Origin of the sequence: Thiomonas sp. UBA7699, from assembly GCF_002482605.1 — a bacterium.
Lineage (GTDB): Bacteria > Pseudomonadota > Gammaproteobacteria > Burkholderiales > Burkholderiaceae_C > Thiomonas > Thiomonas arsenitoxydans.
On record NZ_DLGH01000013.1, the window covers coordinates 117,772 to 140,330 of the forward strand.

At 65.6% G+C, this 22,559-nt stretch carries 19 protein-coding genes; 10 read left to right on the forward strand and 9 right to left on the reverse strand.

Annotated features, from left to right (window positions below; translation table 11 throughout):
- The first annotated feature begins 40 nt into the window (after window positions 1-40).
- The 6 genes from B3H47_RS05290 to B3H47_RS05315 all read left to right on the forward strand — a co-directional run bounded on the left by B3H47_RS05290 (window position 41) and on the right by B3H47_RS05315 (window position 9,634).
- A complete protein-coding gene (locus B3H47_RS05290; protein WP_286986339.1) occupies window positions 41-1,663 on the forward strand; it encodes a hypothetical protein in 1,623 nt (540 codons plus the stop codon).
- 245 nt (window positions 1,664-1,908) lie between these two features.
- Window positions 1,909-5,535 carry an indolepyruvate ferredoxin oxidoreductase family protein gene (locus tag B3H47_RS05295; RefSeq protein WP_286986340.1) on the forward strand — a complete coding sequence of 1,209 codons (3,627 nt, stop codon included), beginning with the start codon at window positions 1,909-1,911 and terminating at the stop codon, window positions 5,533-5,535.
- A gap of 147 nt (window positions 5,536-5,682) precedes the next feature.
- Window positions 5,683-6,552: a KPN_02809 family neutral zinc metallopeptidase gene (ypfJ, locus tag B3H47_RS05300; RefSeq protein ID WP_286986341.1), complete on the forward strand. Its 870-nt coding sequence runs from the start codon at window positions 5,683-5,685 to the stop codon at window positions 6,550-6,552.
- An 18-nt stretch (window positions 6,553-6,570) separates the two neighbouring features.
- Complete coding sequence (locus B3H47_RS05305) at window positions 6,571-6,888, forward strand: chemotaxis protein (protein ID WP_286986342.1); 318 nt, start codon at window positions 6,571-6,573, stop codon at window positions 6,886-6,888.
- Window positions 6,889-7,136: 248 nt separating this feature from the next.
- Window positions 7,137-8,390, forward strand: a complete 1,254-nt coding sequence (locus B3H47_RS05310; RefSeq protein WP_286986343.1) for a c-type cytochrome — start codon at window positions 7,137-7,139, stop codon at window positions 8,388-8,390.
- A gap of 59 nt (window positions 8,391-8,449) precedes the next feature.
- Window positions 8,450-9,634, forward strand: a complete 1,185-nt coding sequence (locus B3H47_RS05315) for a multidrug effflux MFS transporter (protein WP_286986344.1) — start codon at window positions 8,450-8,452, stop codon at window positions 9,632-9,634.
- Between the two features lie 12 nt (window positions 9,635-9,646).
- Here the strand turns inward: B3H47_RS05315 and B3H47_RS05320 are convergent, their stop codons facing one another.
- The 4 genes from B3H47_RS05320 to B3H47_RS05335 form a co-directional block, all read right to left on the reverse strand.
- Complete coding sequence (locus B3H47_RS05320; protein WP_156053798.1) at window positions 9,647-10,234, reverse strand: CBS domain-containing protein; 588 nt, start codon at window positions 10,232-10,234, stop codon at window positions 9,647-9,649.
- A gap of 156 nt (window positions 10,235-10,390) precedes the next feature.
- Window positions 10,391-12,664: a primosomal protein N' gene (locus B3H47_RS05325; RefSeq protein ID WP_286986346.1), complete on the reverse strand. Its 2,274-nt coding sequence runs from the start codon at window positions 12,662-12,664 to the stop codon at window positions 10,391-10,393.
- A 394-nt stretch (window positions 12,665-13,058) separates the two neighbouring features.
- Complete coding sequence (gene hemE / locus B3H47_RS05330) at window positions 13,059-14,153, reverse strand: uroporphyrinogen decarboxylase (RefSeq protein ID WP_286986347.1); 1,095 nt, start codon at window positions 14,151-14,153, stop codon at window positions 13,059-13,061.
- Between the two features lie 154 nt (window positions 14,154-14,307).
- Window positions 14,308-14,694 (reverse strand): CZB domain-containing protein, encoded by a 387-nt coding sequence (locus tag B3H47_RS05335; RefSeq protein ID WP_276709370.1) that lies wholly within the window; start codon window positions 14,692-14,694, stop codon window positions 14,308-14,310.
- 193 nt (window positions 14,695-14,887) lie between these two features.
- Here B3H47_RS05335 and B3H47_RS05340 point away from each other — a divergent pair, with 193 nt between their 5' ends.
- On the forward strand, window positions 14,888-15,067 hold the full coding sequence (locus B3H47_RS05340) for a hypothetical protein (protein ID WP_286986348.1): 180 nt from the start codon (window positions 14,888-14,890) through the stop codon (window positions 15,065-15,067).
- Window positions 15,068-15,093: 26 nt separating this feature from the next.
- Here B3H47_RS05340 and B3H47_RS05345 read toward each other — a convergent pair whose 3' ends face one another.
- On the reverse strand, window positions 15,094-15,849 hold the full coding sequence (locus B3H47_RS05345; protein ID WP_013107526.1) for a sulfite exporter TauE/SafE family protein: 756 nt from the start codon (window positions 15,847-15,849) through the stop codon (window positions 15,094-15,096).
- 113 nt (window positions 15,850-15,962) lie between these two features.
- Between B3H47_RS05345 and B3H47_RS05350 the strand changes: the two genes are divergently transcribed.
- Window positions 15,963-16,883, forward strand: a complete 921-nt coding sequence (locus B3H47_RS05350; protein WP_286986349.1) for a DUF808 domain-containing protein — start codon at window positions 15,963-15,965, stop codon at window positions 16,881-16,883.
- Window positions 16,884-16,913: 30 nt separating this feature from the next.
- Here B3H47_RS05350 and B3H47_RS05355 read toward each other — a convergent pair whose 3' ends face one another.
- The 4 genes from B3H47_RS05355 to apaG form a co-directional block, all read right to left on the reverse strand.
- Window positions 16,914-17,150, reverse strand: a complete 237-nt coding sequence (locus tag B3H47_RS05355; RefSeq protein WP_156053792.1) for a YdcH family protein — start codon at window positions 17,148-17,150, stop codon at window positions 16,914-16,916.
- Between the two features lie 96 nt (window positions 17,151-17,246).
- Window positions 17,247-18,482 (reverse strand): murein transglycosylase A, encoded by a 1,236-nt coding sequence (locus tag B3H47_RS05360; RefSeq protein WP_286986350.1) that lies wholly within the window; start codon window positions 18,480-18,482, stop codon window positions 17,247-17,249.
- 32 nt (window positions 18,483-18,514) lie between these two features.
- On the reverse strand, window positions 18,515-20,638 hold the full coding sequence (locus B3H47_RS05365; protein ID WP_286986351.1) for a site-specific recombinase: 2,124 nt from the start codon (window positions 20,636-20,638) through the stop codon (window positions 18,515-18,517).
- Window positions 20,638-21,012 carry a Co2+/Mg2+ efflux protein ApaG gene (gene apaG / locus B3H47_RS05370; RefSeq protein ID WP_013124528.1) on the reverse strand — a complete coding sequence of 125 codons (375 nt, stop codon included), beginning with the start codon at window positions 21,010-21,012 and terminating at the stop codon, window positions 20,638-20,640. Before apaG ends, B3H47_RS05365 begins: the two co-directional genes overlap by 1 nt.
- A gap of 131 nt (window positions 21,013-21,143) precedes the next feature.
- On the opposite strand from apaG, the gene rpe reads away from it, so the two are divergent.
- Both rpe and gph read left to right on the forward strand, forming a co-directional pair.
- Entirely contained in the window at window positions 21,144-21,842 is a 699-nt protein-coding gene (gene rpe, locus B3H47_RS05375) for a ribulose-phosphate 3-epimerase (RefSeq protein ID WP_013107520.1), read from the forward strand.
- Window positions 21,842-22,543 carry a phosphoglycolate phosphatase gene (gene gph, locus B3H47_RS05380; protein ID WP_286986353.1) on the forward strand — a complete coding sequence of 234 codons (702 nt, stop codon included), beginning with the start codon at window positions 21,842-21,844 and terminating at the stop codon, window positions 22,541-22,543. Before rpe ends, gph begins: the two co-directional genes overlap by 1 nt.
- The last annotated feature ends 16 nt before the right edge of the window (window positions 22,544-22,559 follow it).

The following is a 22,559-nucleotide window of genomic DNA, read 5'->3' on the forward strand; positions in this document are numbered from 1 at the left end:
GCCCCCGCTGGATGGCGCGGTTTGCTCAGGAGTCAGCCGTATGCAGCAATCCCGTCGTCGTTTCATTCAGAAGTCTCTCCTTTCCCTGCCCGCGCTGGGCTCACTAGCGGCTTGTGGTGGCGGAGGGGGCGCGGGTGCCAGCAGCGGTTCGACATCTCAGGTTGCGGGAAATCAGACGGCCCCCGTAACGGGCAGCCAAGGAACAGCGTCGAACTCGGTCACCCCTGCGGCCACCTCCACGCCGGTTGCGGTGCCGCCGGGCACCGACCTGTCCAAAGGGCTCACCCAGTACGGCAAGTCACCCGTGCCTTACAGCGCTTTGGCGAAACCCGCGAAAGGGGCCACCGTCACCGATCCCGACTTCGGCGCCAAGATCATCCGCATCACCGATTGCGTGAATGATTTCAACAATCTGTGTGTCGCCCCGGCCTACCCCACGGCGATGGCCTGGAATTGCGATGAAACCCGCTTCATCCTTTATGTGCCCGGCTCGACGGCCCAAAACGGCGGGCAGCAGGGCTGGGCGATGTATGACGGCACGACCTACGCCTTCATCAAGTTCCTCGACATCAATCCGGGTGACGTGGAACAGTTCTACTGGGATCACACCGATCCGGCCACGCTGCGCTACATCGACAATCACTCCGTGGGAAGCCAGAACCTGGCCGACCTCACGGCGATCAATGTCGAGACGGGCGTCAAGACCATCATCCACAGCTTCCTCCCCAACGGCTTGCCGCCGGGTTGCCCTTCCGGCACGCAAGGGGTGCGCTGCGGCTACCCGTTCGCTTTGGGCGTGAACGCGCAGGGGCAGCGCATCTGGGGCTTGGGCGCGTTTGGCACCAATGTGCCCAATGTGTCCGGCGAGCTGGGCATGTGGGTGTTCGGTTTCAACGAAGCGACAGGGGCATTCACGCTGTATGACCAGAGCATCGTGCCGCAACCGCAGGCGCGGGGATCGACGCCGTTCCCGTCGGTGTCCGGCAAGTTCTTCATCTGGAATGCTGCCGTGGGGCTGAATTCGCAGCCCACCACGCAAAGCGCCGTACTGGACGCCGCTACCGGCAAGTTGGTGCGCTGGGTGAACTTCGACACCAACGAGCACTGCGATACCGCGATGGATGCCAACGGCAACGATCTGCTGGTGGGCTCGCAGTTCTCGCGCAACGACCCGGGCAACGGTAACGTGATCGTCTGCAACCTCAACACCGGAGCCGTCTCGAACTTCGTCGGCCAATCCAGCGGCTGGGGCTATCCGACCACAGGGTCCTTGAGCGGCTCGACCGCCTGGCAGAACCCGAACTGGGTGGTCACCGGCATGACCGGCAACATCTACGGCACCGGCAGCAACGGCCAAGCCACGCCGGGCAGCAACGGCAACAGCGGCCCGACCGCCAATCCCTGCACCATCCTCGACCAAGAGCTGATGATCACCAACCTGACCAGCGGAGTCACCTGGCGCATTGCCCACCACCGCAGCACGGGCAACTACAGCAACGCCTCGCAGAGCAACTACTGGGCGCAGCCGAACGTGACGTTCAGCACCAGCGGTACGCGCATTCTGTTCAACAGCGACTGGGGCGATGGCGATCCGAGCAATCCGGTGGTCAACCCCAATGCTGCGGTGGACACCTACGTGCTCATCCTGCCGTCCTACGCCTGACCGCGCGCAAGGCTTGCGTGCGCAAGTCCGCAAGCCCAAAGCGCCTATCGCTTCTCCCCCTGTTCACTCCTTCGCAGCCGCACTAGCATGGCTTTGTCGGCATAAGGCTGACTGCCGTTCACAAGACGGCGTGCGGGCCGTGCCCAGACATGGCACCGCAATTGCCCGGCCAGCCTGATCGGCGGCCGATCGGTGACCCACAGGCGCGGCCTTTGAGCGGTGCGCGCCACACAAGGAGACAGGCGATGAACGCTCCCCTACCCGAGCACATCCGTCGTGCGCTGGCGACCATTTCGCTGGACGACAAATACACCCTAGATTCCGGCCGCGCCTTCATGAGCGGCATTCAGGCGTTGGTGCGTCTGCCCATATTGCAGCGGCAGCGCGATGCCGCAGTCGGGCTCAACACCGCGGGCTTTGTTTCCGGCTACCGCGGCTCGCCGCTGGGCGGCTACGACCAGGCGCTGTGGAAGGCCAAAAAAATCCTCGAAGCCAACAACGTGGTGTTCAAGCCCGGGGTCAACGAGGAACTGGCGGCCACAGCCGTCTGGGGTACGCAGCAGCTCGATCTGTTTCCCGATAAAAACAAATTCGACGGGGTGTTCGGCATCTGGTACGGCAAGGGCCCCGGCGTGGATCGCTGCTCGGATGTGTTCAAGCACGCCAACAGCGCGGGCACCGCGCGCCATGGCGGGGTGATTGCCGTGGCGGGCGATGACCATGTGGCCAAATCATCGACGCTCGCGCACCAGAGCGACCATATCTTCAAGGCTTGCGGGCTGCCGGTGTTCTTTCCCACCTCGGTCCAGGACATTCTCGATCTGGGCGTGCACGCCTTTGCCCTGAGCCGCTATGCCGGCGTCTGGTCGGGCATGAAGACCATCCAGGAAATCGTGGAGTCTTCCGCCACGGTCGATGTGGACGCCGACCGCGTGCGCATTCTGCTACCCGAAGACTTTGCCCTGCCGCCGGACGGCGTGCACATCCGCATCCCCGACACGCCGCTGGCGCAGGAGGCACGGCTGATGGATGTGAAGTGGTACGCGGCGCTGGCCTATATCCGCACCAATCGCTTGAACCACACCGTCATCGACAGCCCGCACGCGCGGCTGGGCATCATGGCCTCGGGCAAGGCCTATAACGATACCCGTCAAGCCCTGAACGATCTCGGGCTGGACGTCCACACCTGCGCGCAGCTCGGCATCCGTCTGCACAAGGTCGCCGTGGTCTGGCCGCTGGAGGCGAGCATCACCCGCGAATTCGCCACCGGGCTGCAGGAGATTCTGGTGGTGGAGGAAAAGCGCCAGGTCATCGAGTATCAGCTCAAGGAAGAGCTCTACAACTGGCGCGAAGACGTGCGGCCCAACGTCATCGGCAAGTTCGACGAAATCGCGGGAGACCGCACCGGCGGCGAATGGAGCCAGCCCAATCCCGGCGGCAACTGGCTGTTGCCCGCCAAGGCCGACCTCAATCCGGCGATCATCGCCCGCGCCATCGCCGCGCGGCTGGAACGGCTGGGCATCCTGCGCGACGCCGGGGTGGATGTGCAGCGCCGCATCAGCGAGCGGCTGGCGGTGATCGACGCGCGCGAGCGCACCCTGCAGGCGCCGGGCGCCAGCGCGCAGCGTCCGCCCTGGTTCTGCTCGGGCTGCCCGCACAACACCTCTACCCGCGTGCCCGAAGGCTCGCGCGGCATGGCCGGTATCGGCTGCCATTACATGGTGGTGTGGATGGACCGTGCCACGCAGACCTTCAGCCAGATGGGCGGCGAGGGCGTGGCCTGGGTGGGCCAGGCGCCGTTCACCACCGACAAGCATGTGTTCGTCAATCTGGGCGACGGCACCTATTACCACTCGGGGCTGCTCGCCATCCGCCAGGCCATCTCCGCCGGGGTGAATGCCACCTACAAGATTCTGTTCAACGATGCCGTGGCGATGACGGGCGGGCAGCCGGTGGAGGGCGGCCTGACCGTGCCGCAAATCAGCCGCGAGCTGGAGGCCGAAGGCGTGCGCCGCATCGTGGTGGTCACCGACGAGCCGCAGAAGTACGACAACGCCGTCGGCTTGGCCAGCGGGGCGACGGTGCGCCACCGCGACGATCTCGATGCCATTCAGCGCGAGTTGCGCGAAGAGGCTGGCATCACCGTCATCATCTACGACCAGACCTGCGCCACCGAAAAGCGCCGCCGCCGCAAACGCGGGCTGATGGTCGATCCGGCGCGGCGCGTGGTCATCAATCCGCTGGTTTGCGAAGGTTGCGGCGACTGCTCCGATCAGAGCAACTGCCTGTCGGTCGAGCCGCTGGAAACCGAATTCGGCCGCAAGCGCAGCATCAATCAGAGCAGCTGCAACAAAGACTTTTCCTGCCTCAAGGGCTTCTGCCCCAGCTTCGTCACGGTGGAAGGCGGCGCGCTGCGCAAACCCAAGCTGCAGCCGGGGGCCGATCTGTCTTCCATGCCCGAACTGCCTCAGCCCGAGGTGCCCGATCCGGTGCGAGACGATGTGGCGGGCGGCGGCAGTTATGGCATCGTCGTCGCCGGTGTCGGCGGTACCGGAGTCATCACCATCGGCCAGTTGCTCGGCATGGCCGCGCATATCGAGGGCAAGGGCGTGGTCACGCAGGACGCCGCCGGGCTGGCGCAAAAAGGCGGCGCGACCTGGAGCCATGTGCTGATCGCGAATGACCCGCAGCAGATCGTCACCACCCGGGTGGGCACCGCCGAGGCCGAGCTGATTCTCGGCTGCGATCCCATCGTCACCGCTGACCGTGAAACCCTGGCGCGCGTGCGCGAAGGCCGCACCCACATCGCGATCGACACCCACAGCACGCCCACCGCGGCCTTCGTTCACAACCCCGATTGGCAGTTTCCCGACGCTGCCTGCCACAAGACCATTGAACAGGCCGCTGGCGCCGACCATGTGGCGGGGTTCGACTGCGTGCGCGCCGCCGAGAAGTTGCTGGGCGACGCCATTTACGCCAACCCAATGCTGCTGGGCTTCGCCTGGCAGAAGGGCTGGGTGCCGCTGGGCCATGCCGCGCTGATGCGCGCCATTGAGCTCAACGCGGTACAGGTCGAGAAGAACAAGGCAGCGTTCGAATGGGGCCGCCATGCAGCGCACGATCCGCAGGGCATCGCCGCGCTGAGTGCTGCAGAGCAAGTCATTCAACTGGTCAAGCGTCCCGGCTTGGACGAAATCATTCAGCGCCGGGTGGAGTTCCTCACCGGCTACCAGAATGCTGCCTACGCGCAGCAATTTGCTGCCTTTGTTTCGCAAGTGCGCGCTGCCGAAGCGCCGCTCAAGTCCACTGCGTTGACGGAGGCCGTGGCGCGCCATCTGTTCAAGCTCATGGCCTACAAGGACGAGTACGAAGTGGCGCGGCTGCAGTCCGACCCGGCGTTTGCCAAGCAGCTGCAACAGCAGTTCGAGGGCGATTTCAAGCGCCATTACTACCTGGCGCCGCCGCTGTGGAGCAAGCGCAATGCCAAGGGCGAGCTGATCAAGCGCGAGTTCGGCCCTTGGATGGGCGTGGCTTTCAGGCTGCTCGCGCCGCTCAAGGTGCTGCGCGGCACCGCGTTCGACCCCTTCGGCCATACGGCGGAACGCAAGCAGGAGCGCGCGCTGATCGGTCAATACCGCGAGACGATCGCCGAATTGCTGCGCGGCCTCGACGCCAACAGCCCGCCCGAGCGCCTGCAGCTCGCCACGCAGATCGCCCGTCTGCCCGACGGCATCCGCGGCTACGGCCACATCAAGCAGCGCCATCTGGCGCAAGTGCTGCCGCAGTGGGAGGCGCTGATGCGCAAGTGGCGGCAGGTGACGGCGGGTGTCTCGTCTCCAGACTCCCAGACCGTGCCAGAGACCGTGGCTTGATGTAGGTGCCATCCTTCCGGGCGGGTTCGTTGAAACGGCATAATCCGCGCCATTCGAGTGCCCCCGGGGTCGGCTTGCCGACCCGCCCCCCATGGGGGTCAAGGAAACTTGGGGCGGCCCGGCGTTTCCTTGAAGGGGAGGGGCATCATGCTCTGGAAAAATGGCAGACGCAGTGACAACGTCGAAGATCAGCGGGCTTCCGGGCCTCGGCCCAGCGGGCGGGGCGGGCTTGTGGGCGGCGGCATTGGCACCATCGTGCTGGCGCTGGTGGCGCTGTATTTCGGGGTCGACCCGAGTGTGGTGCTCAATCAGGTGGCGCAGCAGCAGACGCAGCAATCCACACAGCAAGCCCCTGCCGCGCTGACCGCCAAGGATCAGCAGGACAAGGAGTTTCTCTCCGTGGTGCTGGCCGATACCGAAGACACCTGGGGCGCGCTGTTCCAGCAGGCGGGGCGGCAGTATGTCGATCCCAAGCTGGTGCTGTTTTCCGGCGCGGTGCAGTCGGCCTGCGGCTATGCGCAGGCAGCCACCGGGCCGTTCTACTGCCCGGCGGACCAGAAGTTGTATCTCGATACCCAGTTTTTCCAGGAGTTGCAGCAGCGCCTTGGCGCGAAGGGCGACTTCGCCGAGGCGTATGTGATCGCGCATGAAGTCGGCCACCATGTGCAGAATCTGCTGGGCGTGGAGAGCAAGGTGCGCGATGCCATGCAGCGCAGCAGCCCCGCTCGCGCCAACGCCCTGCTGGTGCGGCTGGAGCTGCAGGCCGATTGCTACGCCGGGGTCTGGGCCTATCACGCGCAGAACGAGCGCAAGGTGCTGGAGCCGGGCGATGTGGAAGAGGCCATCAACGCGGCCGAGGCCGTGGGCGACGACCGACTGCAAAAGCAGGCGCAGGGCTATGTGGTGCCCGATTCGTTCACTCACGGCACCTCGGCGCAACGCGCGCGCTGGTTCCAGACCGGCTTCGCCAGCGGGCGGCCGCAGGTCTGCGATACCTTCAACGCCTCTCAGCTCTGAGCCATGCCCGTAACCTGGATGACAGCCATTAGTGCCGCTCTGCCTTATATCGAGTCGGTGGCGAAACTTGCGTTGCCGGTGTTCAAGCAACGCAAGTCAGACAAAGAGGCGGCCGATACGCAGCAGAAGCAGATCGAGGAACTGCAGACGGCCGTGACCCACAACGCCGAACATGTGCGCGCGCTCGCACAGCAACTGCAAACCACGGTCACCGCGCTGGAGCAGGCTGGCCTGCAACTCGCCGAGGCGCAGCGCAAACAGCAGCGCTGGGCCGCACTGGCGCTGGGCCTGGGTGCCGTGGCTTTGGTGCTGGCCCTCGCAGCGTTGCTGCGCTGAAGCGCCGCGGTTGGCTGCGGTCGGCAAAGAGTTTCTGTTTGCCGTGCGGGTGGAATGCAGGGATCTGCACCCGGCCCTGCAGCAGGTCAACCCGTCCGCCGCCCGCCTGCCTGTCGCCGGGCGCGGGTTGCGACACCGTGTCGCACTCCTTTGGCCTGCATCAACCCTGAAGGCCGCCACGCCCCGTAACCTGATTACAGATTGTTGCGCTGCAAACTCTTTTATCGCAGCGCTGAAAAGGAACGGGTATGAACAAGAAGATGGGGTGGCGTGTCATGCTGGCCGGGCTGCTGGCCGCGCAATGCGGTTTGGCGATGGCGGCCCAATTTTCCGACCAGGAGGTGCAGCGTGGCGCGTATCTGGCCCGCGCAGGCGATTGCGTGGCCTGCCATACGGCGCCGGGCGGCAAGCCCTTTGTCGGCGGTCTGAAGATGGTCATGCCCATGGGCGCGATCTATTCCTCCAACATCACCCCGGACAAGACGCACGGCATCGGCAACTACAGCTTCGAACAGTTCGACCGCGCGGTGCGCCATGGTGTGGCGCCGGGCGGCAAATACCTCTACCCGGCCATGCCGTATCCGTCGTACGCGCGCGTCACGCCGCAGGACATGCACGCGCTGTATGCCTATTTCATGCAAGGCGTGGCGCCAAACCCCACGCCCAACCGCAAGCCCGACATGGTGTGGCCGATGACCATCCGCTGGCCGCTGGCGATCTGGAACTGGCTGTTCGTGCGCGACACGGTGTTCAAACCCGATCCCAAGCAGGGCGCGCAGTGGAACCGCGGCGCGTATCTGGTCGAAGGGCTGGGGCATTGCGGCGCCTGCCATACGCCGCGCGGGCTGTTCTTCCAGGAAAAAGCGCTCAGCGCCAACGGGCCGGGCGGCAAGCTCTACCTCACCGGCGGTACGGTGGAGCACTGGTATGCCAGCAATCTGCGCAGCGCCTGTCTGCAGAAAACCCTCAGCGCGCAGGACTTCGCGCTGTTGCTGCAAACGGGTAGCGCTCAGAATTACACCGTGGCAGGCGGCATGACCGAGGTCATCCATCACAGCACCCAGCACCTCGACCATGAGGATCTGCTCGCCATGGGCGTTTATCTCAAATCGCTGCCCGCCGAGACCAGCGCGCAGGTAGCGGGCACCCAGCCCGACCCCGCTGCGGTGCAGCGCGGCAAGGCGCTGTATAGCCAGCATTGCGTGGCTTGCCATCAACCCAACGGCCAGGGCGTGCCCGCCGCCTTTCCCAGCCTGGTGGCCAATCCCTCTGTGCAGTGCATCAACCCGACCAACGCCATCCACGTCATTCTGGCCGGGGCGAGCACCGCGGTGACGGCATCAGCCCCCGCGCCGATGGTCATGCCGCCGTTCGGCGCACAACTCGGCGATCAGCAGATCGCCGATCTGGTGACCTACATCCGCACCAGTTGGGGCAACGCTGCCGAGCCGGTCTCGGCCGAGCAGGTCAAAGAGTTGCGGCGCGCCATCGCCTCGCACTGATCGCCACGGGCCAGGGTCAGTCGCAGTGGCAGCGTGGCAGCGCTGCGACAATGCGCTGCATGGCCCGATCCGGCGCGCTGCAGCGCATTCTCACCCTGGGGGCGCTCACCGCCTTCGCCCCCATGTCCATCGACATGTACCTGCCGGGCTTCACCGCCCTGCAGCATGATTTGCACACCACGCCCGAGGCGGTACAGCGCACGCTGGTGGTGTTTTTTGTCGGACTGGCGCTGGGTCAGGCATTCTGGGGGCCGGTGTCCGACCGCTATGGCCGCAAGCGGCCGCTGCTCATCGGCATCGCGCTTTACGTTCTGGCCTCGCTGGGCTGCGCCATGGCGGCCTCGATGGATGCCTTGATGCTGTGGCGACTCTTGCAGGCACTGGGCGGCTGTGCGGGCATCGTGATTGCGCGCAGCATGGTGCGCGATCTTTACGCCCCGGTTGACGCCGCGCGGGTGTTCTCGCGGCTGACCCTGGTGCTGGGCGCTGCCCCCATTCTGGCGCCGCTGGCGGGTGCGGCCCTCGTGCAGGCCTGGGGCTGGCGGGCTATTTTTCTGGTGCTCTCAGCCTTCGGCGTGGCCTGCCTGCTAGCCGCGCTGGCGTTGCCGGAGTCGCTGGCGCCGGGGGCTCGCAGCAATGCCCAGCAGCACCCGGTGCGCAATGCCCTGTGCACTTATTTCGCTCTGTTGCGCGATCGGCGCTTCATCGGTTTTGCCCTCAGCGGGGCGCTGGGGCAGTCGGCCATGTTTGCCTACATCGCCGCAGCGCCGTTCGTGTTCATGCAGGTATTCGGGCTGAGTTCGGCGCAGTTCGCCTGGGTTTTCGGCGCCAATGCCCTGGGCCTGATTGCCGCGTCGCAGATCAATCATACGCTGCTGGCTCGCGTGGGCAGCGGCGTGCTGTTGCGCTGGGCCTTGCTCAGTCTGGCGGTCTGGGCGAGCGTGATGTTGGCGCTTGCCGTGCTCAAGGTGGGCGGTTTATGGGGCGTGGTCATTCCCCTGTTCATCGCACTGTCCAGCCTGGGTTTTTCGTTCCCCAACGCCACGGCGCTGGCGCTGGCGCATCAGACGGGCCGCGTGGGCAGTGCGGCGGCCCTGATGGGCAGCCTTCAGTTCACATTGGCGGCGGCCAGCGGCTCGGCCGTGGGCATGATCGCCGCCCACAGCGCCTTGCCGATGGCCGCCGTGTTCTGTGCGTTTGCAGGCTTGGCCTTGTGGGCGAACCAGCGCCTCGCGCTGCGTTGACGCAGGCCTTTTTCAGAGCGCGGCGATCGCCTGCTCTAGTTCGGCAAAGCTCTGCATCTGGCCGCTGGCCTGCAGTTCGATCCCCAGTTGCCGACCGATGCGCACCGCCGAGAAAATGCCGCGCACCACGGGTTTGCCGTCGGCTTCCAGCACCAGCGCATGCTGACGGCCGGAGTGACGTAGGGTGAGCACGATTTCAGCCACGGTAGAGCGCAGCACTTCGGCGTAATCGAGCACTTCGATGTGCTGCTGCGGCACCATGCATTGCGCCACGGTGACCGCGTCGCGCGGAATCTGGTTTTCGGTGGCGGCGCGTACCGGCTTTTCGCCCATCAGGTCGCGCGCGGTGATCAGGCCGACGACGTGCCGCGCGGAGTTGGTGACCAGCAGCAGACGCACACCGGCGTGCATCATCTTTTGCAGCGCCTGATTGGCGGACGCGTCGGCTTCGGTGGTGAAGGCCGGGGTGTGGCGCAGGTCGGTCATCACATCGGTGGCCGGAGAGTCAGGGGTGACGCTGCCGGGGCGGCCGTGGTCGAACTCGATCACGGGTGTGCCTGCGGGAAGGGGGTGGTGATGCAAAGGGCGTTGAGTGGACATGAGGGTTCTCTCCCAGAAAAGGACCAGCGTTTGCTGCACTGCAATACGCTTTCGATGCCCCCAATTTAGTCCGTGCTGCGCCAGGCTGTTGTATCGAAATGTCGAATCCGCCGCCGAATGCGACATATGCGCCATTTCATCCGCCAATGCGGGCGTTCAGAAATCGAGCGGGTCGACATCGACGGCCCAGCGCACCCGAGAGCGCAGGGCGGTGAGCTCGGCGCGCCATTGCGAAAGCAGGTTCTGCAACGCGCCGCGATGGTTGCCTTCGATCAGCATCTGCAGGCGATGCACATCGGCCATGCGGGCGAGCGTGGCGGGAATGGGGGGATAGACGGTCACGCCCAGCGCCTCGGCCAAGGGCGCGGCGAGTCGCTGCGCCTGTGCCAGAAACTCGACCACGGCGTCGATATTCCGGTGTTCCGCGCGCAGCAAAGCCTGATAGGAAAACGGCGGCATGCCGCCGCGCTCGCGCTCGATGAGTTCGGCCTGCGCGAAACCGGGATAGTCGTGCGCCACCAGCGCGCGGTACAGCGGATGTTCGGGGTGGGCGGTCTGCACCAGCATCTCGGGTGTGGAGGCGGGGGTATCGCCCTGGGGCGCCAGGGCGCGGCCCGCCCGCCCGGCCGCCTGCATGAGCTGGGCGAACAGACGCTCGGGGCCGCGCGGATCGTGGGTGAACAGTCCGGCATCGGGGTTGAGCGCGGCGACCAGGGTGACTTTTTGGAAGTCGTGGCCCTTGGTCACCATTTGCGTGCCCACCAGAATGTCCACTTCACCGGCGTGGACGCTGTCGAAACGGCTTGCCGCCGCGCCTTTGCGGCGCGTGCTGTCGGCGTCGATGCGGGCGATGCGGGCCTCGGGATACTTTTCGGCCAGCGTCTCTTCCACCCGCTGCGTACCCTTGCCCACGGGCTGCAGATCGAGGCTGCCGCAGCCCGGACAGGCGCGCGGCACGGCGGCCTGGTAGCCGCAGTGGTGGCAGCGCAGGGTGCGGTCGGTGCGGTGAAACACCAGATGCGCGTCGCAGTGCGGGCAGTCCGACATCCAGCCGCAATCGGGGCAGCTCAACACGGGGGCATAGCCGCGGCGGTTGAGAAACAGCAGGCTTTGCTCGCCACGCGCGAGCCGCTGGCGCAGTGCGGCGTCGAGCGTCTGACCGATCAGCGTGCCGCTGGCGCGCAGCGTCGGGTCGCGCCGGGTGTCGGCGATGCGCACGCTGGGCAGCACTCCGGTGGCGCGCTGTTTCAAAGTGAGCAACTGGTAGCGCCCGGTATGCGCGGCCCGCCAGCTCTCCAGAGACGGCGTGGCCGAGCCCAGCACGACGGCAATGCCGAGTTGCTGCGCCCGCCATAGCGCCAGGTCGCGGGCGGAATAGCGCGCGCCTTCCTGCTGCTTGTAGGACGGGTCGTGCTCCTCGTCGACCACGATGAGCCGCAACGTCGGCAGCGAAGCCAGCACCGCCAGTCGGGTGCCGAGCACGATGCGCGCCGCGCCGCTGTGGGCCGCCAGCCAGTGTCGCAGCCGCTGCCCTTCCGACAGGCCGCTGTGCAAAACGGCGAGGCGCTCTGCGCCGAAGCGTTGCTCGAAACGGCCCACCAGTTGCGGCGTGAGATTGATTTCGGGCGTCAGCACCAACACCTGCGCTTCGGGCTCGCGCTGCAACACCTGCGCCGCGGCGTGTAGATAAACCTCGGTCTTGCCACTGCCGGTCACGCCAAACAAGAGGAAGGGCGAAAAGCCCGAGCTGGCGGCGATGGCCTCCACCGCTTGCGCCTGCTCCGGGTGCAGCGTGGGGGCAGCGGCCGATGCGACCGGGTTCGGCGAGACGGGGGCGGCTGCGGTGGCTTCCACCCAGCCCGAGCCCTCCCAGTCGGCCAGCACCTTGACGGCGTGTGGATGCAAGCGCCGCGCCTCGGTCAGGCTGAGGCACGGCAGCGTCGAGGCAGCAGGAGTTTCCCCCGCTTCAGCGACGCCGAGTGCGCGCGCCAGCCGCCAGAGCGCCACGCTGCGCGGCGCAATCTGGCCGGGCAAGGCCGACAGGCCCGCTGCGGTGCAGCGATAGCTCGTGTTTGAAGATTGAGGTGGCGCGGCCGTTCCCTCGCCGGGTTGGCGGTTGCGCAACTGGGCGGGCAAGGCCGCGCCGATGACTTCCCCCAGCGCGCGCTGGTAATACCGAGCGACGAACTGCATCAAGTCCAGCCAGGCGGGGGCCAGCGGGGTGAGGGCGGTGTGCGCTGCGGCAATGGGTCGCAGCACGGCGAGACGGGTTGCTTCTGGCTGCGGCGCCAGCGCCATCACCACCCCGCTGACGGTCTGGCGTCCCAGAGGAACGCGTACCAGCGTGCCCAGCGCCAGCGGCGCCTGAGCGCTGTAATCGAGCGGGGGCAGGCCCGGCGCGTCAACGGCAACCTGGAGAACGACGGACATGAGTAGTGCGCAGCGGGTTGAGGTCGGCGTTCGAAACGGGCGCTAAGTCGGCGTCAAATCAGGAGTTATTCTGGATCAAAACAGGGTGTGGATAACTCTGTGCATCAATACCGTGAGCCAGGACGGCAGCCTTGTGGATAAGCCTGTGCAGAAAAATTTACCGAATTGTGAAATATCGAAAAAATCAAGATAAATCAAAGAATTAAGCGAGAAGATCTAAAGCTAAATCTGTGATCAACTTGCTGCGGTGCAAGCTGACCAAAAATGTGCATAAGCCGATTTGTCAGGCTTGACAAATCAGAATTTCCCTTGCAGCGCGGGGTATCGCCGGGCAGCGATAAAGGGGCGCGCCGGGGAGCTGGCCGCGAGCCTGAACGCAGCCAGCTTCACCCGTTCAGGACGCGCTGCGATGCAAGGCCCGGCTATGGGTGTGCACCGCTTCGACCAGCACCGACACATGCTCGGGCGGGGTGAATTGCGAAATGCCGTGTCCGAGATTGAACACATGGCCTGCGCCGACGCCGACCGGGCCGAAACTGTGCAGCAGCCGTTGCACTTCTTTTTCGATGGCGGCGGGCGGGGCGAACAGTACGTTGGGATCGAGATTGCCTTGCAGCGCCACGCGCTGGCCCACAAGGGCGCGGGCCTGGGCGAGCGAAGTCGTCCAGTCGAGCCCGAGCGCGTCGGCGCCGGTGTCGGCCATGGCTTCGAGCCACTGGCCACCACCCTTGGTGAACAGAATCACGGGCACGTCGGTCTGAGGCGCCCGCTGCTTGAGCGCGGCGATGACCTGCTGGCTGTAGGCGAGTGAAAATTCTTGAAAAGCGCCGTCGGCCAGCACGCCGCCCCAGCTGTCGAAAATCATCACAGCTTGCGCGCCGGCGTCGATCTGCGCGGCCAGATACTGCGCCACCGCCTCGGCGTTGACCGCGAGAATGCGGTGCATCAGATCGGGGCGGGAATACAGCATCGTCTTGACGGTGCGATAGTCGTCGCTGCTGCCGCCTTCGACCATGTAGCAAGCCAGCGTCCAGGGGCTGCCGGAAAAACCGATCAGCGGCACGCGCTGGGTGCCGTTCTGCACCAGCGCGCGGCGGATTTCGCTGACGGCGTCGAACACGTAGCGCAGCTTGTCCATGTCGGGCACGGCGAGCTCGGCCACATCGGCCTCGGTGCGCAGCGGGCGATCGAATTTCGGGCCTTCGCCCGCCTCGAAGCGCAGGCCCAGACCCATGGCGTCTGGCACGGTGAGAATGTCGGAAAACAGAATGGCCGCGTCCAGCGCGTAACGGTCGATCGGCTGGAGCGTCACCTCGGTGGCGAAGTGCGGGTTCTGCGCCAGGCCGAGAAAACTCCCGGCGCGGGCGCGGGTGGCGTTGTATTCCGGCAGGTAGCGCCCGGCCTGGCGCATGAGCCAAAGCGGGGTGTAGTCGGTGGGCTGGCGACGCAGAGCGCGCAGGAAGGTGTCGTTGGCAATGGGTGCGGTCATGAACGGTATTGTCGCAAACTGCAGGCGCAGCCCAGCGCGCGTTTTGCTCTGGATGTTTCAACCCGGATGCTCTGTGGGGACAAGGGATGACGGCGCGGGTGCGCCAGTAGCGTTGTCATCATGGTCGCCACAGGCCGGGGTGGATCATCCGGGTTTAATCCATGCCGAATTCCCTGCGTTTGAGATAAAGCTCGCCCAAGGTGCCGATGACTTGATTGGAAATGCGGGCGTACTCGCCTCCGCCTTGCAATTGCTGCAGCGCCTCTTGTCGTTGATTGGCCAAAGCCTGGCGGGCGACATCAGCGGCCACGCGATGAAATGCGGCGTGTTCTTCGAACAGCCGTGTGAACAAGCGCTGCGTGTCGGTACTCAGCGCCGGACAGCTTTCGCGAATGCGATAGAGCCACTTGCCCAGATCGCAACGGTTGTCCAGCGCGATGGTGTCCGGGTCGAGCGTGGAGCAGGCGCCGCTGACACAATCGTGCAACCGCTTCTTCCACGCTTTGTGGGCGTTTGTCGCCGAAAAAAAGTTCAGTTCCATACGGGCTGGGTTGACGATAGTTGGGCAGGTGGCCCAAATATAGTTTTCAGGATGAAACTTTACAATTCGGCGATGCGCCTTGGGCTGAGGGGCATCAAGATTCGGAAGGCGAGGGGCCAAGTTTCCACCAAAGCGATGCCTTTCAGCATCGCCCTACGATAGGCTGCACCTCTTTATCAACTCGGGAGGAACTGTGCAACAAGAACCCAAACACGGACCAAGATTCTGGTTGGGCAACGGCATTCTGGCGCTGGCCGCGGTGTTTCTGCTGTTCATCGACCAGGCGGCGCAATGGATGGGCACGGGGGCGGTCGCGATCTGGATGGGGCTGGTTGCTGTGGGCGTCTATCTCATCGTCAAAGACGGGCGATGAGAGGCCGGGATGAGACGCCCGGGAATTCAGCGAAAGAACAACGCGCTCATCACCAGACCGATCAGCACGATGCTCCAGCGCATCACCTCGCGCGGAATGCGCCGGGCGACGCGTGCGCCCACATAGCCGCCCACCAGCACGGCGGGCAGCATGACCGCCACCCAGCGCCACTGCACGGTGCCAGCGGCGGCGTAGATGCCCACGGCGAACAGGGTGAGCACGGCGGAGATGGCATTTTTCAGCGCGTTCATGCGGTTGAGATGGGTCTCGCCGATCAGGGTGAGCATCGCCAGCAGCAGCACGCCGAGGCCGCCGTTGAAGTAGCCGCCGTACACGCTGACCACGAACAGGCCGACCAGCGCCTGCAGCCGCGGCGCATGCTGCTCGGGATGGCGGCCGATGCGGCGCAACAAGGTCGGCCCGAAGGCGAACAAGGCGGTGGCGAACAGCAGCAACCACGGCACCAGCGCCCGAAATGCGTGATTGCTCGTGGTGATCAACAGCCCGGCGCCGATGCCTCCGCCCACCAGGCAGGTCAGCATCAGCGCGGTCATGCCGACCGAGCGCGGCGGGCCGAGGTCTTCGCGGAAGCCCCAGGTGCTGGCCAAGTAGCCGGGCAACAGGGCCGTGGTGCCGGTGGCGTTGGCGGCAACGGGCGCAATCCCGGCATAGATCAATGCGGGCAGGGTGAGGAAGCTGCCGCCCCCGGCCGCGGCGTTGAGCGCGGCCCCGAAAAAAGCGGCCAGCGCGACCAGCGCCAAAGTGAAACCGTCGTTGAACATGAGCTTGATGCGAAAAAGCGTCAAGCATACGCAGAACGCCAGCGCTGCGCCCGGCAGGCCTGCGGTTTGTCGTCCAATACCGCTTTCAATTGGTAACACGACCCCCTACTGCAATGGCAACCAGTCTGCTCGCTCTTTTGGATGACATCACCACCGTGCTGGATGACGTCGCGCTGCTCACCAAACTCTCGGCCAAAAAAACCGCGGGCGTGCTGGGCGACGATCTGGCGCTCAACGCCCAGCAGGTCACCGGGGTGCAGAGCAATCGCGAAATTCCCGTGGTGCTGGCCGTGGCCAAGGGCTCGCTGATCAACAAATCGATTCTGGTACCGCTGGCGCTGGCGATCAGCGCCTTTGCGCCCTGGGCGATCACTCCTTTGTTGATGGTGGGCGGGGCGTATCTGTGCTTTGAGGGCGCGGAAAAGCTGGCGCACAAGTTCTTCCACAGCCCATCAGAAGAAGAAGCCCATCACGAGGAATTGACCCAGGCGCTGACCCACACGGAGGTCGATCTGCTGGCGCTTGAGCGCGACAAGGTGAAGGGCGCGGTGCGCACCGACTTCGTGCTTTCCGCCGAAATCATCGCCATCACGCTCGGTGCGGTGGCGGGTGCGAGCTTCACCACGCAGGTGGCCGTACTGGTCGGTATTTCGGTGCTGATGACCGTGGGCGTTTATGGCCTGGTTGCGGGTATCGTGAAGCTGGACGACGCCGGGCTCTACCTGAACCGTCAGGCGTCTGCTGCGGCACAGGCGCTGGGGTGCGGCCTATTGGCTGCGGCGCCCTGGCTGATGAAGGGGCTGAGCGTAGTGGGCACTGTCGCGATGTTTCTGGTGGGCGGCGGCATCATCAGCCACGGCTGGCCCTGGCTGCATCACGCCAGCGAGGCCGTGGTGCATCAGTCGGGTGCGGCGCTGGGCTGGTTGAGCCCGCTGTTGTTTGATGCCGCGGTGGGCATCGCCACCGGCATCGGGGTGCTCGGCGTGTGGACGCTCGGGCAGAAACTTCGGGGGCGCGGCGCGGCGGCACATTGAGCCGCGCCGGTGCGCATACCGACAAAGTATTTAGGCAGCCAGCAGTGCGGCGATCTGGTCCTTGAGCTGCAAACGCTCTTTTTTCAGCGTTTCCAGGTGCAGGTCATCGGCGGCGTGCACGCCTTCTTCAATCTGCACCACTTCCTTGTTGAGTTCTTCGTAGCGTTGGGCCAGCTTTTGGAAGTGGGCGTTGTCCGCTTTCAGCGCGTGGATCTTGTCGGCCTGGGCGGGAAATTCGTGGGTCAGATCGTGCGGGTCTAGTGTCATGGGGACGTCCTCCTGTGTTGTTGAGCAAGGCTTAACCATAGGACGGTTCGCGCGGACGTGCCACCGCTGCGCGCAAACTGCCCGTTGCAGGGCCGTTCAGGGATTGACCGGCAGCAACGCCCACATGCGGCCGGGCCACTGCATGCGGCCGGCGAGTTCGCCGGCCGCATCGCCGGTACCGGTGAACAAGTCGGCGCGCACAGCGCCCGTGATGGCCGAGCCCACATCCTGCGCGAACACCAGCCGGTTGAGCGGCTGCGGCGCGGGCGCGCGGCTGTCGTAAGGCTGCGCGGTGGACAGCCACACCGGCAGCCCCAGCGCGATGGCGCGCTTGTCCACCGCGATGCTGCGCATGGCCGTGAGGGGCACGCCCAGGGCGCCGGTGGGGCCGCGCTGCGGGTCGGTGTCGAGCGCGGCGTTGAAGAACACCACCCGCGGGTTGGCGGCCAGCATTTCGGGCACTTCAGCAGGGTGCATCTGCGCCCAGGCGCGGATGATGGACATGGTGATCGTGCCGTTCACCCGCCCGGTGTCGAGCAGCCAGCGGCCAACCGATTTGTAGGGCCAGCCGTTGGTGCCGGCGTAGCTCAGCCGCAAGGTCTGGCCGCTGGGCAGACGCACGAGGCCGGAGCCTTGTACCTGCAGGAACAGGGCGTCCACCGCGCTGTCGAGCCAGACTACGGTGTGACGATCCAGCGCGGCCTGTAGCGCGGGGTCGGACTGAATCTGCGCCCGGCTCCAGTAGGGCAGCACGCGCTGCTGCCCGTCCACCCAAGCCACCCGGCCGCCGCTGACACCATCGGCGCCCGGCGCGCGCGGCACGAGGTCGGCGGGCAGCCCCCAGACGGGCACCACATAAGGCCAGATGCGGGTGAGCGAGCCGTGCAGCACCGGCTCGTAGTAGCCGGTGATCAAGCCTTTGTTCTCTTGGTCCGGTTTTTCCGAGGCGGTGATTTGCCACGGCGCGAACTCGGCCTCGATGAACGCCCGCTGCGACTGCGGATCGTCTGCCGACACGGACGCCGCGCGTCGGCATACCGCCGCCAGCGCGCTGGGCAGGCGTGCGCCGCAGTCGCGCCGGAAGGCCTGCCAGACGCCGCTGAAATCGTCTTGCGGCCAGCCAGGCAAATCGGCCCACTGCGCGGGTTGCAGCCGCACGCCGGGGCCGGTGAGCGCGGCGGCGGTGCCCTGCGGGGTTGCAGGCCAAGGCGCCGTCGGCGCCGAAGTGGGCGGCAGGGTCGTGGGCGAAGAAGTCGGCGGCGCGGGCGGCGTGGCGCAGGACGCCAGCACCAGCCCCAGCAGGCAGAGCAGGGCGGTGCGGACCCGGTCCATCAACCCCGGTCGGTGCGAAAACAACGTCATGCTCAGCCGTGTGCGCTGGCCGCAGCGTGTCGCGGCGGCAGGATGAACGTCCAGGGCCTGCGCCACAGCCGACGGGCAATGCTGGTGTAGATGGCGCGGCGCTCTTTCACTTGAATGCCCCGGGCGCGCAAGGCCAGGCGGTAGGCCAGATAGAAACTCACGCCGACGTTCAGCACGCCGTTGACGGCAATGCCCGCCAGCGCCCACCAGAACGCCGGATCGTTCACGACCGCGGGCCCCAGGCTGGCGCACGCCGCGCCAAACAGACCCGATGACAGGGTGACGTGCCGCACCTGCAGGTCGAGGCCGAAAATGCGGAAAAACTCCGGCGTCAATCCGAGCAGCAGGCCGAGCGACACATTGCCGGACATCACGCCGATATTGCGACGCCACCAGGCGGCCCAGCGCGCTGCGCGCAGCGCGCCCAGGCGACGCCGGATGCGCGGATTCCAGGCGATGGCGCTGTCGATCCGGTGCAGCACGAAGGCGTTTTCCGCCCAGCCTGCCATCACACTGGAGAGGAACAGCAGCACCCCGGTAAACGCGGCAAACAGCGGCGTAGGGCCGAGCAGCGACAACGATTGCAGCTCGTGCTCCGCCTTGGGCACGGGCAGAAACTGCGGCCCGAACACGGCCAGCCCACCCAGGCCAAGCAGCAGCGCCACCGGCATGACCAGCAGCACGTTGCCGAACACCCCGGCCGACTGCGAGCGCGTGAGGTTGGCGACTTCGTCAACGAATCGCTCCACCCCGCCGGGTTTGGACAGCTCGCCGAGCTTGTCGGCCATGGCCGGTGCGGTCATCGCCGGTTGTTTGGTGGCGATGGTCCAGTGCAGCAATTGCACGATGACAAAGCTCACCGCGTAGTTCAGCCCGGCGAGCAGGCCGGTCCAGAACAGCGCGGTTTTCAGGCCGAGAATGCCGATCTTGATCCAGGTGGTGAACCCCATGATCAGCCCGCCGCCCATCGCCGCGCCGAGCATGGCGCGATATTCGCGGCGATCGCGGGTGATGTAGTGCTCGCCTGTCTCGGCGTGGCGTTCGGCCATTTTTTCCGCCAGCAGCGCGGTGTTGTGCCGCCACAGGGCGCGCAGGCTGCGGCGCTGGGCGTTCAGGCGCACGAAATTGGCGAACAGATGGGCGGTGTCGCGCGCCGGGGTGTCGCCCACCAGGCAATTGAGCAGCGCCTCGGCGCGGTCGATGCGCTGATGCAGCTGGTGCAGCACATAGACCAGGCTGACCGAAGTGCCGTAGTCTTCCAGATGCGCCGTGACCGAATCGGCCTGCTGGCGACAGGCTTCCAGCCCGGCGCGAAACAGGGTGAGCGACTGCCGCAGCGCCTCTTCGTCGCCGGGGGGGTGCTGCGCCAGCAGCGTCTGTACCGTTTCATACTGCGCGGCCAGCTGCTTGAACGGGGCTTCGACCTCGCCCGCCAGTGGGCCGCTGTTGTGCATACGCGAGCGCAGATCGGGCGAGAAGCCGGTGGCGCGGATCTGGCTGACGGTATAGGTCAGCGCATCGAGCAGGGCGGTGCGCCAGAGCTGCGCGCTGGCGGTTTTTTCGGTTTCGATCTCGCGCGTGGCCAGCAATTCGCGCAGACGCGCGAGGGTGTCGGCATCGAGTGCTTCGAGCCAGACGGCGTCGTGCGCCTGCGGAAAAAACAGGGCGAACAGCACGGCGAGATCGCGCGTCTCGGGCGATTTGGGCAGCCATTTATTGCCCATCCGTTCGCTGAATTCGCTGAAAAACGAAGGCCGCTGGCTGAAGCCGAAATCGGCCAGCAGCAAGGTGGCATCGGTATTGCGCAGCAGGCCGTTGATCACGGCGGCGATTTCGGCGCGGCGCTCGGGCAGGTGGTCGAGCACATCCAGCAAGGTTTTCAGTCGGCGGATTTCGGCGGGCGCCGCAGTGTCTTCTCCGTCTTGCGCAGCGAGAATCGGCGTGAGGTTCAGACCCTCGCGCAGGTGATCGGCGTCGGGGCCGCGTCGCAGCCAGTCCAGCAGGTCGATGATCCAGAGCGCTTGCTCCACGGGCTGCGCCTGTGCGCTGGCCGCGTCGAGCAGCGAATGCACCTGCGCCGCCGCGCGCGCTGCCGCCTTGCGCGCCCGTCGCTTGGCAAAAAACATCAGTGCAGACTCCGCGGCTGAACCAGCGCGAATTCGGGAATGTGCGCCTCGAAGCGCTCGCCATCTTCAGCGACACAGAAATAACTGCCGCGCATACTGCCCATCGGCGTGCTCAGTTGCGACCAGCTGGTGTATTCGAACGCTTCGCCGGGCTTGAGAAAGGGCTGCTGCCCCACCACGCCCAGGCCGCGCACTTCCTCCACTTTGCCCGCGCCGTCGGTAATGATCCAGTGGCGGGAAATGAGCTGCGCGGCCACGCGCCCGGTGTTGATCACGGTGACGGTGTAGCTGTAGGCATAAACGCCTTGCTCCGCATCCGACTGCTCGGGCAGGTACTGCGGAATCACCGAAACGGAAAATTGATAGGTCGACATGCGCCCGATTCTAGGAGTTAGCAGTGGAGTGCGCGCTTGAGATGGCTTGACATTCAGGGAATTGCGCCAGGTCAGGTAGTTGGGTTCAAATCCCTACAGAATCAGTTGGGCATCCCTCTAAAATGAACGCCATGAAAACCTACCGCATCGCTCCCAGCATTCTCTCGGCCGACTTTGCCCGCCTGGGCGAGGAGGTGCGCAACGTCATCGACGCCGGCGCTGATTTCATTCATTTCGACGTGATGGACAACCATTACGTGCCCAACCTCACCATCGGCCCATTGGTGGCCGAGGCCATCAAGCCCTACTGCAAGAAGGCCGACGGCACCCCCATCACGCTCGATGTGCACCTGATGGTCGAGCCGGTCGATGCCATCGCCCAGTCCTTCGTCAAGGCGGGCGCCGACATCGTCAGCTTCCACCCCGAAGCCAGCAAGCACGTCGATCGCACCCTGCAGATGATCCGCGACGGCGGCGCCAAGGCCGGGCTGGTGTTCAACCCCGCCACGCCGCTTTCCGTGCTCGACTATGTCATGGACAAGGTCGATCTGGTGCTGCTGATGAGCGTCAACCCCGGCTTTGGCGGACAGAGTTTCATCGAGAGCAGCCTGCCCAAGGCCAAACAGGTGCGTGCCAAGCTCGACGCCTACAAGGCACAGACGGGCCGCGACATCCTGCTCGAAATCGACGGCGGCATCAAGCCCGACAACATCGCCGCGGCCGCCGCGGCCGGGGTGGACACTTTCGTGGCCGGTAGCGCCATTTTCGGCAAGCCCGACTACAAGGCCGTGATCGACGCCATGCGCGCCAACCTCGCGGCGGTGGCCTGATGGACGCCCGCGCCGCTGCGGCGCCTGCCCTGACCTTGGTCGGCCACGCCGTGCAGGCCGCCATCATCGATCTCGACGGCACCATGATCGACACCCTGGGCGACTTTCATGCGGCGCTGTCGCGGCTGATGGACGAACTCGGCCTGCCCGCGGTCAGCCGTGAGCAGGTCGAGCATCGCATCGGCAAAGGTTCCGAATATTTGGTGCTGCAGACCCTGCGCATTCACCTCCCCGACGATCAGGCCCAAGACCTGTACCCGCGCGCCATCGAAACCTATCAGCGTATTTACGGCACCATCAACGGCCAGTATTCCAACCCGTTTCCCGGCGTGCCCGAAGGGCTGGCGGCCTTGAAGGCTGCGGGCTTGCGGCTGGCCTGCATCACCAACAAGCCCACACGCTACGCGCGCGAACTGCTCGACCTCAAAGGGCTGCTGCCGCACTTTGAAGTGGTCAACGGCGGCGACGCCTTCCCGCGCAAGAAGCCCGACCCCATGCCCTTGGTCGAAACCTGCAAGCAGATCGGCCTGCCCACCGCGGTGGTGCTGATGATCGGCGATTCGCAGAACGATGCCCTGGCCGCCCGTGCCGCCGGTTGCCCGGTGGCTCTGGTCACCTACGGCTACAACCACGGCGAGCCCGTGCGTGCGGTGGACGCAGATGGCTTTGCCGACCGCATCGGCGATCTGCTGCCCGCCTGAATAATTCAGGACGCAG